The sequence below is a fragment of the Amycolatopsis ultiminotia genome (assembly GCF_039536925.1).
GTDB lineage: Bacteria > Actinomycetota > Actinomycetes > Mycobacteriales > Pseudonocardiaceae > Amycolatopsis > Amycolatopsis ultiminotia.
This window is the reverse complement of record NZ_BAAAZN010000023.1, coordinates 100,489-116,025: the sequence shown is the minus strand read 5'-3', so window position 1 is coordinate 116,025 and position 15,537 is coordinate 100,489. Positions and strand designations below refer to the sequence as shown.

Annotated in this window: 12 protein-coding genes; 8 read left to right on the top strand and 4 right to left on the bottom strand. The window is 70.0% G+C overall.

What is annotated here, in order from left to right; translation table 11 throughout:
- The first annotated feature begins 94 nt into the window (after positions 1 to 94).
- The 3 genes from ABD793_RS36845 to ABD793_RS36835 all read left to right on the top strand — a co-directional run bounded on the left by ABD793_RS36845 (position 95) and on the right by ABD793_RS36835 (position 2,668).
- Positions 95 to 502 (top strand): Fur family transcriptional regulator, encoded by a 408-nt coding sequence (locus ABD793_RS36845; protein ID WP_344868077.1) that lies wholly within the window; start codon positions 95 to 97, stop codon positions 500 to 502.
- Positions 503 to 1,203: 701 nt separating this feature from the next.
- Complete coding sequence (locus ABD793_RS36840) at positions 1,204 to 2,070, top strand: alpha/beta fold hydrolase (protein WP_344868076.1); 867 nt, start codon at positions 1,204 to 1,206, stop codon at positions 2,068 to 2,070.
- 4 nt (positions 2,071 to 2,074) lie between these two features.
- A complete protein-coding gene (locus tag ABD793_RS36835; protein ID WP_344868075.1) occupies positions 2,075 to 2,668 on the top strand; it encodes a TetR/AcrR family transcriptional regulator in 594 nt (197 codons plus the stop codon).
- 25 nt (positions 2,669 to 2,693) lie between these two features.
- On the opposite strand, the gene ABD793_RS36830 is transcribed toward ABD793_RS36835, so the two are convergent.
- Positions 2,694 to 2,951, bottom strand: coding sequence for a PLD nuclease N-terminal domain-containing protein (locus tag ABD793_RS36830; RefSeq protein WP_344868074.1), 258 nt, complete (start codon positions 2,949 to 2,951; stop codon positions 2,694 to 2,696).
- 244 nt (positions 2,952 to 3,195) lie between these two features.
- Here ABD793_RS36830 and ABD793_RS36825 point away from each other — a divergent pair, with 244 nt between their 5' ends.
- Together ABD793_RS36825 and ABD793_RS36820 are read left to right on the top strand one after the other, a co-directional pair.
- The gene (locus tag ABD793_RS36825; RefSeq protein ID WP_344868073.1) at positions 3,196 to 4,092 is read left to right on the top strand and encodes a right-handed parallel beta-helix repeat-containing protein; all 897 of its coding nucleotides are present in this window, start codon (positions 3,196 to 3,198) and stop codon (positions 4,090 to 4,092) included.
- A 461-nt stretch (positions 4,093 to 4,553) separates the two neighbouring features.
- Positions 4,554 to 5,162: an acyl-CoA dehydrogenase family protein gene (locus ABD793_RS36820; protein WP_344868072.1), complete on the top strand. Its 609-nt coding sequence runs from the start codon at positions 4,554 to 4,556 to the stop codon at positions 5,160 to 5,162.
- 9 nt (positions 5,163 to 5,171) lie between these two features.
- Here the strand turns inward: ABD793_RS36820 and ABD793_RS36815 are convergent, their stop codons facing one another.
- Positions 5,172 to 6,680: a glutamate synthase subunit beta gene (locus ABD793_RS36815; RefSeq protein WP_344868070.1), complete on the bottom strand. Its 1,509-nt coding sequence runs from the start codon at positions 6,678 to 6,680 to the stop codon at positions 5,172 to 5,174.
- 68 nt (positions 6,681 to 6,748) lie between these two features.
- Positions 6,749 to 11,320 carry a glutamate synthase large subunit gene (gene gltB / locus ABD793_RS36810; protein WP_344868069.1) on the bottom strand — a complete coding sequence of 1,524 codons (4,572 nt, stop codon included), beginning with the start codon at positions 11,318 to 11,320 and terminating at the stop codon, positions 6,749 to 6,751.
- Positions 11,321 to 11,709: 389 nt separating this feature from the next.
- On the opposite strand from gltB, the gene ABD793_RS36805 reads away from it, so the two are divergent.
- Genes ABD793_RS36805 through ABD793_RS36795 form a run of 3 tightly spaced genes read left to right on the top strand, consistent with a single transcriptional unit; the run spans position 11,710 to position 14,401 of the window.
- Positions 11,710 to 12,048, top strand: a complete 339-nt coding sequence (locus ABD793_RS36805; RefSeq protein WP_344868067.1) for a hypothetical protein — start codon at positions 11,710 to 11,712, stop codon at positions 12,046 to 12,048.
- Positions 12,049 to 12,062: 14 nt separating this feature from the next.
- Positions 12,063 to 13,610 (top strand): hypothetical protein, encoded by a 1,548-nt coding sequence (locus ABD793_RS36800; RefSeq protein WP_344868066.1) that lies wholly within the window; start codon positions 12,063 to 12,065, stop codon positions 13,608 to 13,610.
- Between the two features lie 26 nt (positions 13,611 to 13,636).
- Complete coding sequence (locus ABD793_RS36795; protein ID WP_344868065.1) at positions 13,637 to 14,401, top strand: hypothetical protein; 765 nt, start codon at positions 13,637 to 13,639, stop codon at positions 14,399 to 14,401.
- Positions 14,402 to 14,466: 65 nt separating this feature from the next.
- Here ABD793_RS36795 and lgt read toward each other — a convergent pair whose 3' ends face one another.
- Positions 14,467 to 15,510 (bottom strand): prolipoprotein diacylglyceryl transferase, encoded by a 1,044-nt coding sequence (lgt, locus tag ABD793_RS36790; RefSeq protein WP_344868063.1) that lies wholly within the window; start codon positions 15,508 to 15,510, stop codon positions 14,467 to 14,469.
- Positions 15,511 to 15,537: the final 27 nt, after the last annotated feature.

The window sequence follows — 15,537 nt, the reverse complement described above, 5'->3', positions numbered from 1 at the left end:
GACGCGATCCATTGTGAAGTGTAGCGGCTCACAACGACAGAGTTGATCGGGTCTTACAATTGACCTAATCAACTCTGAGGACTACAAAGGAGGGGTGTTCACCACTTCGGCCCCTGCCGCGCCACTCGACGCCGTAGCCCAGCTGCGGCGTGCCGGGCTGCGCGTGACCACCGCCCGGCAGACCGTCCTGGAAACCCTGGCCGAGCACCCGCACTGCACCGTCGCGGAGCTGCTGCCACACGTCCGCCACCGGCTGCCGATGGCCTCCACCCGCGCCATCCACGACGTGCTGACCACCGGGGTGGCGGCCGGGCTCATCCGCCGTTTCGACCACGTCGGCGTCGCCCAGCGCTACGAACCGGCCACCCTCACCCACCGCCACCTGCTGTGCCACCACTGCGGCCGGCTGGACGCCATCCCGGGTGCGGCCACCGATCCGGCCGAAGAACCGATCTCGGGCCTGTGCACCGACTGCTCGGCCGACGGTCCGGCCCACACCTGACACCCGGCGGCCCCGCCCACACCTGACGCCCGACGGCCCCGCCCGCCCCTGCACCCGGCGACCCCGCCTGCCCCTGGCACCCGACGGCCCCGCCTGCCCCTCGGAGCCGTTCGGGACCGACTCGAACCGGTCCCGAACCCGGCTCGCCTCCCGCGGCCACAGGGTGAAGACCGAGATCCCGGCTCCACCCGGCGTTCCAGGGTTGGCCCGGCACTCCAGGGTTGGCCCGGCACTCCAGGGTTGACTCGGGAGTCCAGGGGTTGACCTACGAATCCCGGCTCGCCCCGCCGCTCCCGGCCCAACCCGCTTTCCCGCCCGACCCACGCTCCCGGCCCCATTCCCCCGTCCGACCCACGCTCCCGGCCCGACCCCACTCCCCCGCCCGATCCACGCTCCCGGGTTGACCCGCAACATCCCCGCGCCACCCGGCACTCCCAACCGGCCCCACTTCCGACATTTCCCGGGTTGGCTCGGTGTGTCCCGGCCTGAACTCCGCCGTCCTCCGGGCCCCGGGTTGGCCCCCGTGCCCCGACTCGAACCTCACCATTCCTGCCAGGCCGCCACGTTCCGCGTTGCCCGCTGCACGCGTCCGCGAGGGCCGCCGCGTCGACAGCAGTCCGCCGTCCCTCGGCTCCCGATCCGGCCCGTGATTACCTCCGAGGTAATTTACATACAGACTGTATGTACGTATTCTCCGTGCCATGACCCTTCACGATGAACTCGGCCAGTCGCAGCACGTCCGGCTTCCGCAGGGCGAGCTGCGCTATTTCGAACGCGGGACCGGCCGCCCCGTGGTGTTCGTGCACGGCGTGCTGACCAACGCACTGCTGTGGCGGAAGGTCGTCCCTGCCGTGGCGGACGACGGATTTCGTTGCCTGGCACCGGATCTGCCGCTGGGCGGGCACAGTGTGCCGATGCGGTCCGACGCGGACCTGAGTGCGCCCGGCATCGCCACGCTGCTCGGTGACTTCCTCGACGAGCTCGACCTGCATGACGTCACGCTGGTCGCCAACGACACCGGGGGCGCGATCACCCAGCTGCTGCTCGCCCGGTACCCGGAGCGGGTCGGGCGGGTCGTGCTCACCCCGTCGGACAGTTTCGAGTACTTCTTCCCGCCGATCTTCAAACCGCTGCCCGTGGCCGCGCGCATCCCCGGATCGATGGCGGTGCTCGGGCAGCTGCTGCGGATCAAGGCGCTCTACCCGTTGCCGTTCCTGTTCGGCTGGGTCGCGAAGCGGCCGATCCCGGACGAGATCGCACGGGCGTACCTGTCCCCGCTGCGGAAATCGGCCGGCGTACGACGGGATCTGCGCAAGCTGCTGGTCAGCGTGCACCCGAGGCACACACTGGCCGCCGCCCTTCGGCTGCGCCGGTTCGAGCGGCCGGTGCTGCTGGCCTGGCCGCCCGAGGACAAGCTGTTCCCGATCAGCCTCGCGCACCGGCTGGCGGACGCACTTCCGCACGCCGAGCTGGTCGAGGTGGCGGACTCCTACACCTTCGTCCCGGAGGACCAGCCGGCCGCACTCGCCGGGCACATCACGCGCTTCGCGGGCGTCATGGCAGATTAGGTTGGTGCCACGTACCCAGCAGGAACGTTCCGACAGCACCAGATCGGCCTTGGTCGAGGCCGCGCGCACGCTGTTCGGCACCCGCGGTTACCACGACGTGCCCGCCGAGGAGATCACCCGCACCGCCGGCGTCACGCGCGGCGCGCTCTACCACCACTTCGGTGACAAACAGGGCTTGTTCCGGGCTGTCGTGGAGGAAGTGGAACGCGAACTGACCGCCGAAGTGGCCGACGTACTGGCCGCGCCCGCCGATCCGGTCGCCGGCCTGGCCACCGCACTGGCCGTGTTCCTCGACGCGTGCCTGCGCGAGGAGGTCCAGCGCATCTCACTGACCGACGCGCCGTCCGTGCTGGGCTGGGAGGCGTGGCGCGAACTCGAAAGCGAGCACGGACTGGGCCTGCTGGTGCAAGCCCTCACCGATGCGAGGGATTCCGGCGTACTGGTGGACATGCCGGTCCGCACCCTCGCCCAGCTCGTGCTCAGCACGGTGATGGAAGCCGCGAGGATGATCGCCGGCGCAGCCGATCCGGACCAGGTCCGGGCCGAGACGCAACAGGTACTCGCAACCTGGCTGACCGGGCTGATCCGGACCGGCTGAACCGGATGACCTCCCCGGACCGTCGTCACCTGGCGGTCTCGTAAGCGCTGCGCTTGCCCACCACGAACCACAGCAGCGGGCCCAGGAACGGCGCGCAGAACGCGAACACGATCCACACCAGCTTCATCCCGCCGGTGAGCGGGCTGGCGAGCACGCTGAACAGTGCGGCGAGAAAGAACACCACCGGCAACGCCACCAGCCCAGCGAGCAGCACGGCGAGCACGAAGGACCCCCCATTCGGGCCGTTGGTCGCGGAATCGGCCAGTGCGGCGGCGATGGTCATCAGTTCCTCTTCCGGTAATCGCGGGTCCACATCGGACCTTCGGCTTCGACGGTTCCGATTGTGCTGGTTCCCGGGCGCCGCGCGGATCGGCTCGTCGGTCCGTACCGGCTAACCAGAAAGTCGTACCCCGGTTCGGCCCCGGGACCAGTCCCGGACGGTGTGGCTAACGTCCGCGCGGACCGCACTTGCCACGAGGCGGTGCTCCACCGGCATCGGTGACCCACCCCAGGAAGGGAAAGAACCCGTGAAAGCTCCGACTGTGCTCGGCAAGGCCCTGCTGATCGCCGCGCTGGCCGTCCCGTTCGCGACCGTGGCGGCGAGCGCCACGCCCGGCGCACCGCCCGGCCCGGCCTGTACCCGGCACATCGCCGGATCGGGCGCGCTCGAGCAGGCGCAGCCCGGCGACGTGGTCTGCGTCGACGTCGCCGCCTCCGATCGGCTGAAAATCACCAAGGGCGGCACCCCGGACAAACCGCTGACCTACTCCGGCAACGGCGAGCAGGTCGGCGGGATCGACGTGGAAGCCGACAACGTCGTGGTGGACGGCTACACGATGGACGGCCCGGAAGCACCCGGTATCGAAATCCACGCCAACAACGTGACGGTGCAGAACACCACGGTCAAGGCCCCCGAGGGCGGCGACGGCGACGGCGTGCGCTTCTTCGGCGACAACATCAAGATCCTGCACAACACCATCAGCGACACCGACAACAGCACCGGCGCGCACGCCGACTGCATGCAGACGTTCGCGACCGACGACGAGGACATCGCGAGCAAGAACGTCGACATCGAAGACAACCGCTGCGAGCAGATCGACAACATGTGCCTGATGGCCGAGGGCCCGAACTCGGAGGCGGGCGACGGCAGCGGCGAGGGGGTTTCCGAAGAGTGGACCTTCCGCAACAACTACTGCGAGACCAAGGAAGCCTCGCAGGCGGTGATGATCGACGACGTCCAGAAGCTCACCCTCGAGGGCAACACCTGGGTGGCGGGCCCGGACCACGCGATCGGGCTGCAGAACAAGTCGACCGACGCGCACGTCAAGGACAACAAGCTCGACCCGTCCATCGACTGCGAGGTCGGCATCGACGATTCCTCCCGCGAGGGCTACCAGGGACCGGAGCCGAAGTGCGAACCGTGACCGGCGCACGGTGAGGACGGCCACGCCGGAAGCGCTCCGGCGTGGCCACTCCCGGCAGTGGCCGGAATTCGGGACCACCACAGCACACTCGCGGCGCACCACCCCAGTACTGAGTGCTTTTTCCTTATCCCGCAAGGAATTCTACGGCCAGCGGACCCGGCGAGGCCACACTCGGCGAGCGTCCGCACCCGGTCTGCAGAGGCGAAATTCCTTCCGTGGTCACGAACCCGACGCAGGGCGCGATCGACGTTTCCGGCCGGAGACCGGGAGGGATGTCCGGTGCGGCACCGGCTGGAACGAACGGATCATCGCCGAGTTCCGGGCGAACGGCGGGTACATGACCTGGAGCGGCGAAGAGAACTTCCAGCCGATCCGGAAACTCGTACCGGATTTCGTGCGGACGAGGGTGGTCCCGCGGGAGCGCGAAACCGACGAGCACCTACAACGGCGTCGCCGGGCAGGTGCTCGTCGGTTTCGGCACCGGCGAGCAGCAGGCGCGGCGGCTCGAACGGCTTGCCTCCGGCGAGGTGGTGGCCTCGTTCGCGCTCACCGAACCCGGTGCCGGATCCGCCCCGGCCGGACTGCGCACCACCGCCCGCCACGACCGCGGCGGCTGGGTCATCGACGGCGAGAAGTGCTTCATCACCAACGCGCCGATCGCCGGCCTGTTCGTCGTGTTCGCGCGCACCCACCCGGCAGGCGAGGACGGCACCGGGATCGCGGCCTTCCTCGTCCCCTCGGACACGCCCGGGGTCCGGGTCGGCCCGCACGATCGCAAGATGGGCCAGGAAGGCGCGTGGACCGCGACCGTGGCGTTCACCGACGTCCGCGTCCCCGGCACCGCACTCGTCGGCGGTGCCGGCCGGCCGCGCGCTCGTCCGCGAAACCGCCGCACGCTACGTTTCCGGTGCGGACCGGCGGATCGGCCCGTCCGCGGCGAAACTGTACTGCGCGACGTCGCGGTCGAACGCATCTACCGCGACGTGCGCCTGCTGCGGCTGTACGAGGGCACCAGCGAAATCCAGTGCCTCGTCATCGGCGGCGGCCTCGTCCGCGCCGCGCGCCGATGAGCGGGCCGCTCACACCACCGCGAGCGGCAACGCCGTCGGGTGCACCGGAGCGGGCAGGTCCGAGGCGCCGGTGAGGTAGGTGTCCACCGCGTTCGCCACCGAACGGCCCTCCGCGATCGCCCACACCACCAGGGAAGCACCCCGGTGCGCGTCCCCGCACACGAACACGCCCGGCGTTTCGGTCTGCCAGTCCGCACCGCAGGACAGCGTGCCGCGACGGGTCAGGGACAGGCCGAGCCCCTCGAGCAGCGGCATTTCCTCCACGCCCTCGAAACCGATCGCGAGCAGCACCAGGTCCGCGGGCACCGTTTCGACCTCGTCACCGGTCGGCACCACCTCGCGGCGGCCGGTCTCCGGGTCCTTGCTCACCCGCACCTGCTGCAGCTCGATGGCCTTGACGGTGCCCTCGCCGTCGTCGACGAACCGCCGCACGGCCACCGCGAACTTCCGCTCGCCCGCCTCCTCGTGCGCCGGGTAGGTGCGCAGGATGTAGGGCCAGGTCGGCCACGGCGAACGCTCGTCGTCGCGGGTCATCGGCGGGACCGGGTACTGGTCGAGCTGCGTGACCGACAGCGCACCCTGACGGGTGGCGGTGCCGTAGGAGTCGGCGCCGGTGTCCCCGCCGCCGATGATGACCACGTGCTTGCCGTTCGCGTCGACCGGCGACGGACCGTCGCCCTCCACGAACTTGTTGGCCGGCACCAGGTGCTCCATGGCCAGGTGGATGCCCTTCAGCTCACGCCCCGGCGTGGTGTGGTCGTCGCGGCCGCGCAGCGCACCCACCGCCAGCACCACCGCGTCGTACTGCGCACGCAGATCCGCCACCGTGAGATCGACGCCGACCTCGCAGCCGGTGACGAACTTCGTGCCCTCCTTGCGCAGCTGCGCCAGCCTGCGGTCGAGAACCTTCTTCTCCATCTTGAACTCGGGGATGCCGTACCGCAGCAGCCCGCCGAGCCGGTCGTCCCGCTCGAACACGGTGACCTCGTGGCCGGCGCGGGTGAGCTGCTGCGCGGCGGCGAGCCCGGCCGGACCGGAACCGACCACGGCCACCCGCTGCCCCGAGGCCACCTCGGCCGCCTGCGGCTGCACGTACCCGGATTCCCACGACTGGTCGGCGATCGTCGCCTCGACCCGCTTGATCGCCACCGGACCGCCGGACAGCGGGGAGATGGACAGCACGCAGCCCGATTCGCACGGCGCAGGACACAGCTTCCCGGTGAACTCGGGGAAGTTGTTGGTCGCGTGCAGCCGATCGGATGCGGCCGCCCAGTCACCCCGGCGGACCAGGTCGTTCCACTCCGGGATCAGATTGCCCAGCGGACAGCCGGACCCACCGGAATGGCAGAACGGGATACCGCAGTCCATGCACCGCGAAGCCTGCGTGCGCACTGCTTCGTTGCGCTCGCCGGGGTCGACGTCTTCGTAGACCTCGCCCCAGGAAGCTAGCCGGTCCTCTTTGGACTTCTTCTTCGGCTCTGCACGCTGATACTTGAGGAAACCGTTGGGGTCAGCCACGAGCGGCCTCGGTTTCTTGCGGGATACCCGCACCCGGTCGGCACTCGCGGCCGGGGCTCCGCCAATTGTCAGCCACGAGCGGCCTCCATGATCGCTTCATCGACATCGCGGCCGGCGGCACGCGCCGCCTTCGCCGCTTCGAGGACCCGCCGGTAGTCACGCGGCATCACCTTGGTGAAGGCCGCCGCGCGCCGCGTCCAGTCGCCGAGCAGGGACGCGGCCACCGCCGAGCGGGTGAGGTCGTGGTGGCGGCGGACGATGTCCTTGAGCCAGGCCAGATCCTCGGCGTCCGGCGGCAGCAGGTCCACCATCTCGCCGTTGACCTTGGCCGGGTCGAGGTCCAGCACGTACGCGGTGCCACCGGACATCCCGGCCGCCACATTGCGTCCGATCGGCCCGAGCACCACGGCCTTGCCACCGGTCATGTACTCGAACGCGTGGTCACCGACGCCTTCGGCGACCACCGTCGCCCCGGAGTTGCGGACGCAGAACCGCTCCCCCACCTGGCCGCGCAGGAACATCTCGCCGCCGGTCGCGCCGTAGGCGAGCGTGTTGCCCGCGATCGTCTGGCGTTCCGCGGCGAACCCCGCCTCCGGATGCGGGCGGACCACGATCCGGCCGCCGGAGAGGCCCTTGCCGACGTAGTCGTTGGCATCGCCCACCATGTCCAGCGTGATCCCGCTCGGCAGGAAGGCGCCGAGCGACTGCCCCGCGGATCCGGTCAGCAGCACGTGGATGGTGTCCTCCGGCAGGCCGGCACCGCCGTAGCGGCGGGTGACCTCCGAACCGAGCAGCGTGCCGACCGTGCGGTTGACGTTGCGCACCGGCAGTTCGAGCCGCACCGGATGCGCGTCCTCCAGTGCCGCCTCGGCGAGCTGGATGAGCGTACGGTCCAGCGCGTGCTCCAGGCCGTGGTCCTGTGCGCGCACCCGCCGCTTCGCACCGCCGTACGGGGTTTCCGCCGGCATGTCGAAGATCGGCGCGAGGTCGAGCCCGTTCGCCTTCCAGTGCGTCACCGCCTCGTCGGTGTCCAGCACCTCGGCGTGCCCGATGGCCTCGTCGAGGGTGCGGAACCCCAGCTGTGCCAGGGTTTCCCGGACTTCCTGTGCGACGAACTCGAAGTACCGCACCACGTGGTCGGCCTGGCCGGTGTAGCGCTTGCGCAGTTCGGGGCTCTGCGTGGCGACACCGACCGGGCAGGTGTCCAGGTGGCACACCCGCATCATGATGCAGCCCGCGACGACCAGGGGGGCCGTCGCGAAGCCGTACTCCTCCGCGCCGAGCAGCGCCGCGATCACCACGTCGCGGCCGGTCTTCATGGCGCCGTCCACCTGCACCGTGATCCGGTCGCGCAAACCGTTGAGCAGCAACGTCTGCTGCGTTTCGGCGAGCCCGATCTCCCACGGCGTGCCGGCATGCTTGAGCGAGTTCATCGGGGAGGCACCGGTGCCACCGTCGTGCCCGGAAATGAGCACCACGTCCGCGTGTGCCTTCGACACCCCGGCCGCGACCGTGCCGACCCCGAGCGAGGACACCAGCTTCACGTGCACGCGGGCCTGCTCGTTCGCGTTCTTCAGGTCGTGGATCAGCTGCGCCAGATCCTCGATCGAGTAGATGTCGTGGTGCGGCGGCGGCGAAATCAGCCCGACGCCCGGCGTCGAATGCCGCGTGCGCGCGATCCACGGGTACACCTTGTTCGGCGGCAGCTGCCCGCCCTCGCCCGGTTTCGCGCCTTGGGCCATCTTGATCTGGATGTCGTCCGCGTTCACCAGATACTCGCTGGTCACCCCGAACCGGCCGCTGGCGACCTGCTTGATCGCGCTGCGCCGCTGCGGATCGTAGAGCCGCTCCGGATCCTCGCCGCCCTCCCCGGTGTTGGACCGGCCGCCGATCCGGTTCATCGCGATGGCGAGCGTCTCGTGCGCCTCGGCGGAGATCGAGCCGTAGGACATCGCACCGGTGTTGAACCGCCGCAGGATCGACGCGGCAGGTTCCACCTCGTCGATCGGCACCGGCGGCCGCTCGCCGTCGCGGAACCGGAACAGGCCGCGCAGCGTGCCGCCCTCGCGGTAGAGCCGGTGCACTTCCTCGGTGTACTTGCGGTAGACCTCGTCCCGGCCGGTCTTGGACGCGTGCTGCAGCAGGAACACCGTCTCCGGGCTGAACAGGTGCAGTTCGCCCTCGCGCCGGTAGGCGTACTCGCCGCCGGTGTCGAGCCCGCGGTGCACCCGGTCGGTCGGGTTGTCCGGGTAGGCCCGGCGATGCCGCACCGCGACCTCCTCGGCCAGCACCTCCAGTCCGACGCCACCGAGTTTCGACGACGTGCCGGTGAAGTACTCGTCGAGCAGTTCCTGGCTCAGGCCGAGCGATTCGAACACCTGCGCCGCGGTGTAGGCACCCACGGTGGAGATGCCCATCTTGGACATGATCTTCAGCACGCCCTTCACGAGCGCCTGCACGTAGTTGCGGATCGCCTTCGCGGATTCGATGCCGGTGTTCGCGCTGTGTTCGAACCGGGCGCCTTCGGGGCTCCGGCTCGCGAACATGTCCTCGATCGTCTCGAAGGCGAGGTACGGGTTCACCGCGGCGGCGCCGTAGCCGAGCAGCAGCGCGACGTGGTGCACCTCGCGGGCGTCGCCGGTCTCCACCACCAGCGCCACCCGCAGCCGCTCCTTGGTGCGCACCAGGTGGTGGTGCACCGCGGAAACCAGCAGCAGCGACGGGATCGGCGCCATCCGGTGGTCGGAATCGCGGTCGGACAGCACAAGTGTGCGTGCGCCCGCCGCGATCGCCTCGGACGCCTCGCGCCGCACCCGCTCGACCCCCGAGCGCAGCGCCGCCGCACCGCCGTCCACTTCGTACAGTCCGGAAAGGACACTGCAGGCGAAGCCGGGCAGATCGCCGTCGTCGTTGATGTGGATGAGCTTGGCGAGCTCGTCGTTGTCGATCACCGGGTAGGGCAGGTTCAGGTGCCGGCACGACGCGGGTCCCGGCGCGAGCAGGTTGCGCTCCGGGCCCATGATCCGGCTCAGCGACGTGACCAGTTCCTCGCGGATCGCGTCCAGCGGCGGATTGGTGACCTGGGCGAAGTTCTGCTTGAAGTAGTCGTAGAGCAGCCGGGAACGCTTCGACAGCACGGCGACCGGGGTGTCCGAACCCATCGAGCCGATCGGCTCGGCGCCCTTGGCGGCCATCGGCGCGAGCAGGATCTTCAGCTCCTCTTCGGTGTAGCCGAAGGCGAGCTGGCGGCGCAGCACCGAATCGTGGCTCTGCACCACGTGGTCGCGGTCGGGGAGCTCGGCGATCTTGAGCAGCCCGGCGTGCAGCCAGTCGCCGTACTGCTGCCGGCCCGCCAGCGCGGACTTGACCTCCTCGTCGTCCACGATGCGGCCGGCTTCGGTGTCCACCAGGAACATCCGGCCCGGTTTGAGCCTGCCCTTGGCCACCACGTCCGCCGGGGCGACGTCGAGCACGCCGGCCTCGCTGGCCAGCACCACGCGGCCGTCGGCGGTCTGCCACCAGCGCGCCGGGCGCAGGCCGTTGCGGTCGAGCACCGCGCCGACCAGCGTGCCGTCGGTGAACGTGACGCACGCCGGACCGTCCCACGGCTCCATCAGGCTCGCGTGGAACTGGTAGAACGCGCGCCGCTGCGGATCCATCGTGGGGTGGTTCTCCCACGCCTCCGGGATCATCATCAGCACCGCGTGCGGCAATGAGCGGCCGGACAGGTGCAGCAGTTCCAGCACCTCGTCGAAGGAAGCCGAGTCCGATGCCTCCGGCGAGCAGATCGGGAACAGCCGGGTCAGATCGCCGGGGATGAGGTCGGATTCCAGCAGCGCCTCGCGGGCCCGCATGCGGTTGCGGTTGCCGCGGATGGTGTTGATCTCGCCGTTGTGCGCCACGAACCGGAACGGGTGCGCCAGCGGCCAGGACGGGAAGGTGTTGGTGGAGAACCGCGAATGCACCAGTGCGATCGCGCTGGCGAGCCGCGGATCGCGCAGGTCGGCGAAGAACCGCGGCAGCTGCTCCGGCGTCAGCATGCCCTTGTACACGATGGTGCGCGCGGACAGCGACGGGAAGTAGGTGCCGCAACCGGCGGTGAGGCTTTCGTGTTCCGCGCGCTTGCGCAGGCAGAACGCCAGCCGGTCGAGCTCGAGACCGGTCTCCTCGTGCCGGGCGGCGACGAAGAGCATCGAGAAGTACGGCATCACCGAGCGCGCAGTGGGACCGAGGTCCGCGCGGTCGGCGTCCACCGGCACCTCGCGCCAGCCGAGCACCTCCAGGCCTTCCTCACCCGCGATGCGCTCGACCAGCCCGACGGCCTTGCGGCGCTGCTCGTCGTCGGCGGGCAGGAACGCGATCCCGGCGGCGTACCCGCCGTCGGCAGGCAGGCCGAAGCCTGCCTCGGCGCGCAGCAGGTCATCGGGCAGCTGGAGCAGGATGCCCGCACCGTCCCCGCTGGTGGGCTCGGCCCCGGCGGCGCCGCGGTGGTCCAGATTGGTCAGCGCGGTGAGACCGTCGGTGACGATGCCGTGCGAGCGGCGGCCCAGGACGTCGGCCACCATGGCCACCCCGCAGGAGTCCTGTTCGCTCTCCGGGTCGTACAGACCCTGCTTGCCGGGCATGGCGGAGAAGATCATGAAGGGGACCTCCTTCGTCGTTTTCGTGCGATGGCCGGTGAGCCGGCCGCGGGAGCGCACGGGACGACGATGGCCCGCCTGTTAGCGCGACTTTAACACCCGGGAAACACGTGAGCATCGCTGCGGAGCGCCCGGGAGCGGGCCGAACGGTAACGATCCGGCTGCGCGGAACGACGTAGTTCCTGATGGGGCCGCGCTGGTTCGCCTCCCCGCAGCATACGTCCCCCGCGGCCGATCCGGTACGCGCCGTGACCCCCTCGCCCGCTTTGCCCCGTTTGCCCTGTTCGCCCTGCTCAAGTCGGGGAAATTCGCGGAACCGCAGACCGAGCGTCGCCGTCCACTGTCATAGTGTTCGGCAACCAAGAGTGCTCTCGGGGAGGGGTTTCCCAGTGTCTTCGTTCGAGGTGGACCCGCAGTCGATGCGGGACTACGCCCAGGCGGTGGACGGCCTGCACGACGTGGTCTCCAAGATCAGGGACTACATGAAGGACACCGCCTGCGACAAGTCCGGTTTCACCGGCCTGTTCACGGTGCTGCAACCGGTCGTCGACCTCGTCGGCAACCTGTACGGCGAAACGTTGAAGTTCGGCGACGAGCGGCTCACCTCGCTGAGCCAGGGCATGACCGCCGCCGCCGACCACTACGCCAAGCACGACGACAACACCGCGACGATCCTCGCCCAGTTCGGCATGAAAGCCGACGACATCGGCAGCGGTACCCAGGTCTGAGGAGGGGGAAGGACATGGCCAGGCACCACAGCGGGTCGCACAGCTCGCACAGCGGGTCGCACTCGGGATCGCACACCGGTTCACACACCGGGTCGGACACGGGATCGCACACCGGCTCACAGACCGGCTCGCACACGGGCTCGCACACCGGCTCGGACACCGGTTCACAGACCGGCTCGCACACGGGGTCGCCGACCGGCTCGGACACCGGGTCACAGACCGGGTCACCCACGGGCTCGGACACCGGCTCGCACACCGGTGACAACACCACCCCCGGCGGCGAGGGCACCAGCCCCAGCGGCGACGACAGCCAGACCGGCAGCCGGAACCGCGACGGCCAGGACGGCGAAGACGGTCAGGACGGCCGCGACGGGGAAGACGGTCAGGACGGCCGCGATGGAGAAGACGGTCAGGACGGCGAGGACGGCGAGGACGGCGAAGACGGTCAGGACGGGGAAGACGGCGGCGGGGACTCCGGCGGCGGCGATTCGCAGGGTGGCGGAGACGGTGGCGGGGGCGGCGGAAGCACCGGACCCGGCGGCTACGACAACGGCGGTTCGATCACCGAGTCCCTGCAGCCGCCGGAGGACACCTCCGGCGACGACGTCCAGGACCTGATCAAGGACGCGGGCGTCGAGGTGATAGCGGTCGAGTGGGTGTACCAGAAGTTCACCGGCACCACGCTGACCCAGCAGTTCATCGAACCGCTCACCGGCGACTTCTCGAAGATGACCGCGGACGGCGAGGCCTGGCGCAACATCGCCGAGTCGATGAAGGCGTTCTCCGCGGTGATGGTGTCCAACGAGGGCGTCCTCGGCGAGAGCTGGACCGGACTCGCCGCGACGGCGCACAAGGCCTACGTCGACCTCGGCTGGCGGGCCGGGCTGACCGCGGAGGCGGGCATCGCCGAGCTGATCGCGAAAGGCTTCGACCTGCTCGCGGACACCTCGAAGAAGCTCGCCGCGAAAGCGCTCGACCTGCTCAAGAGCCTGATCGACCGGCTGCTGGTGATGGCGGCCGAGGCATGCGTGCCGATCGCGGGCTGGGTCGCCGACGCGATCACCGCACTGTCCGAACTGCTGCCGCTGATCAACGCGCTGATCTCGATCATCGACATGATCACCGACATCATCGAGAAGGTCGGCGATCTGTGGAACTCGATCAAGGACATCGGTTCGCAGCTGGCGAAGATCAAGGACATCCACTCCATCGGCGACGCGGTGGACATCGCCAAGAACATCGGCGGCGATGTGAAGGACATCAAGGACAACGCGGGCGATATCGTCGGCGACGTCAATGACATCGGGGAGACCGCGGACAAGGGCGTAGAAGAGTCGAACAAGCAGCACGACGAGAACGAGAACCGGCGCCAGGAGCGGGAGAACAGCAGCGACGATTCGTCGTCGGACAACGGGAACCGCTCCTCGGACAACGGGAACCGGTCCTCCGACAACGGGAACCGCCCGTCCGGCGAACCGCCCGCCCGCACTCCCGAGCCCACGCCGGAGCGCACGCCGGCGCGGTCCGGAACCGGCCGGATCAGCGGCCGGATCGACGACTGAGGAGGTAGTACCGAATGTCGGGGCCCATGTCGGAAGACGCGTGGAAGACGCCGGAGATCCGTGAGGCCGAGTCCACGCTCGACCGCACCATCAGCAAATCGCGGCAGCTGCTGAAAGATCTGGAGAAGATCAAGCTGCCGCCGGTGAAGAAGCCCGACACCCCGGAGCGGATCGCCGCACTGAAGGCCGCCGCGTCCCGTCCGGACGCGCCGCCCGAGCTGCGGCTGATCAAGCGGAAGGTCGACGCCGGAGAACTGTCCTGGGAGGACGTCGCCGCCGGGCGCGCGTTCGCCGATCCGGAGGTGCGCGAACTGGCCTCGGGCAGGCTCGGCGAAGCGAAGGAGATGTACGACGAGCTGCGCGACGGCGTGCCACCGGAGGAGCTGCTCGAGGCTCGCACCGGCAGCCCGTCCGGCGGCAGCCTGCTCGACGACCGCGGCCGGTCCGGGTACGCCCCGCAGCAGGAGGCGCCGAAGGGCTACTCCAGCGAAGACCCGTTGCGCAGCAGCTCGCAGCCGGACCACCCGTCCTCGAGCGAGCAGCACCACCCGGAGCAGCCCCCGGCGACGCCAGGGCCGCCGCCGTCCCGGCACCGCGCGCCCGAGCAGGACCCGGACGACGAGTTCGCCAGCCCGCTGACCGAGCGGCGCAACCGTGACGACGACTTCGACAACCCGATCGCCGATCGGGACACCCCGCCGTCGCGGCCCGCGCCACCGCCGTCACGACGCAAGCGGGACGACCCGCCGGACTCCGACGACGACTACTTCGGCGGTTCGTACCTCAGCTAGCCCGGCAATGCAGGAGGGGCCCCGGCCAGGTACCGGCCGGGGCCCCTCCTGCGTTGCGGTGGATGTCAGGAGTCGGCGGGCTTCTCGCGTTCCGGCGTGGCCGACGCGCCCACCTCGTCCCTGGCTTCGCGGTCCGCTTCCGGCGTGGCCGACGCGCCCACCTCGTCCGCGGTCTCAGCGTCCGAAGTGGACCCGGGCTCGTCCGCAGTGTCCGGTGCGTTGCGCTCATCGTCCTTGCTGCGCAAGGATTCCGGGATCTCGCGGGGGCCGCGGCGGCCGGCCAGGACCAGGTACACCGCGGCTCCGGCGAAGACCAGGATCGAGGTCCACACGTTGACCCGCAGGCCGAGGATGTGGTTGGCGGTGTCCGTGCGCATCAGCTCGATCCAGCAGCGGCCCACGGTGTAGCCGGCGACGTACAGCGCGAAGGCACGGCCGTGGCCGAGCTTGAACCGGCGGTCGGCCCACACCACGAGCGCCGCGATGAGCAGGTTCCAGATCAGCTCGTAGAGGAACGTGGGGTGCACCGGGCTGTCCGGCAGCGGGATGTGCCCGGTCGCGACCCCGTTGAGCGCATCGTCCGGGTTGGCCGGGTTGAACCGCTGGTAGATCTCCAGCCCCCACGGCAGATCGGTGTGCGCGCCGTAGAGCTCCTGGTTGAAGTAGTTGCCGAGCCGCCCGATGGCCTGTGCGGCGACGATGCCCGGCGCGATCGCGTCGGCCAGCGCCGGCAGCGGGACGCCCTTGCGACGGCAGGCGATCCAGGCGCCGACCCCGCCGAGCGCGATCGCCCCCCAGATGCCGAGCCCGCCGTCCCAGATGGCGAACGCGTTCCACGGGTTCCGCCCGGCGGTGAAGTACAGCTCGGGATCGGTGACGACGTGGTAGATCCGGCCGCCGACCAGGCCGAACGGCACGGCGAACACGGCGACGTCGAGCACCGTGCCCTTGGTGCCGCCGCGGGCCACCCAACGTCGTTCGCCCCACCAGATCGCCACGATGATGCCGGCGATGATGCAGAGCGCGTAGGCACGGATCGGGATCGGTCCCAGGTGCCAGACCCCGCGGTCGGGGCTCGGGATCGTGGCCAGGAAGGCTGCGGAATACACGCGGCCACCGTAGCGCGTCGGCGTACG

Coding starts and splice junctions, on each gene's coding strand:
- ABD793_RS36840 (WP_344868076.1), top strand. CDS start 1,204: ATGACCCTTCACGATGAACTCGGCCAGTCGCAGCACGTCCGGCTTCCG.
- ABD793_RS36830 (WP_344868074.1), bottom strand. CDS start 2,951: ATGACCATCGCCGCCGCACTGGCCGATTCCGCGACCAACGGCCCGAAT.
- gltB (WP_344868069.1), bottom strand. CDS start 11,320: ATGATCTTCTCCGCCATGCCCGGCAAGCAGGGTCTGTACGACCCGGAG.
- ABD793_RS36800 (WP_344868066.1), top strand. CDS start 12,063: ATGGCCAGGCACCACAGCGGGTCGCACAGCTCGCACAGCGGGTCGCAC.
- ABD793_RS36795 (WP_344868065.1), top strand. CDS start 13,637: ATGTCGGAAGACGCGTGGAAGACGCCGGAGATCCGTGAGGCCGAGTCC.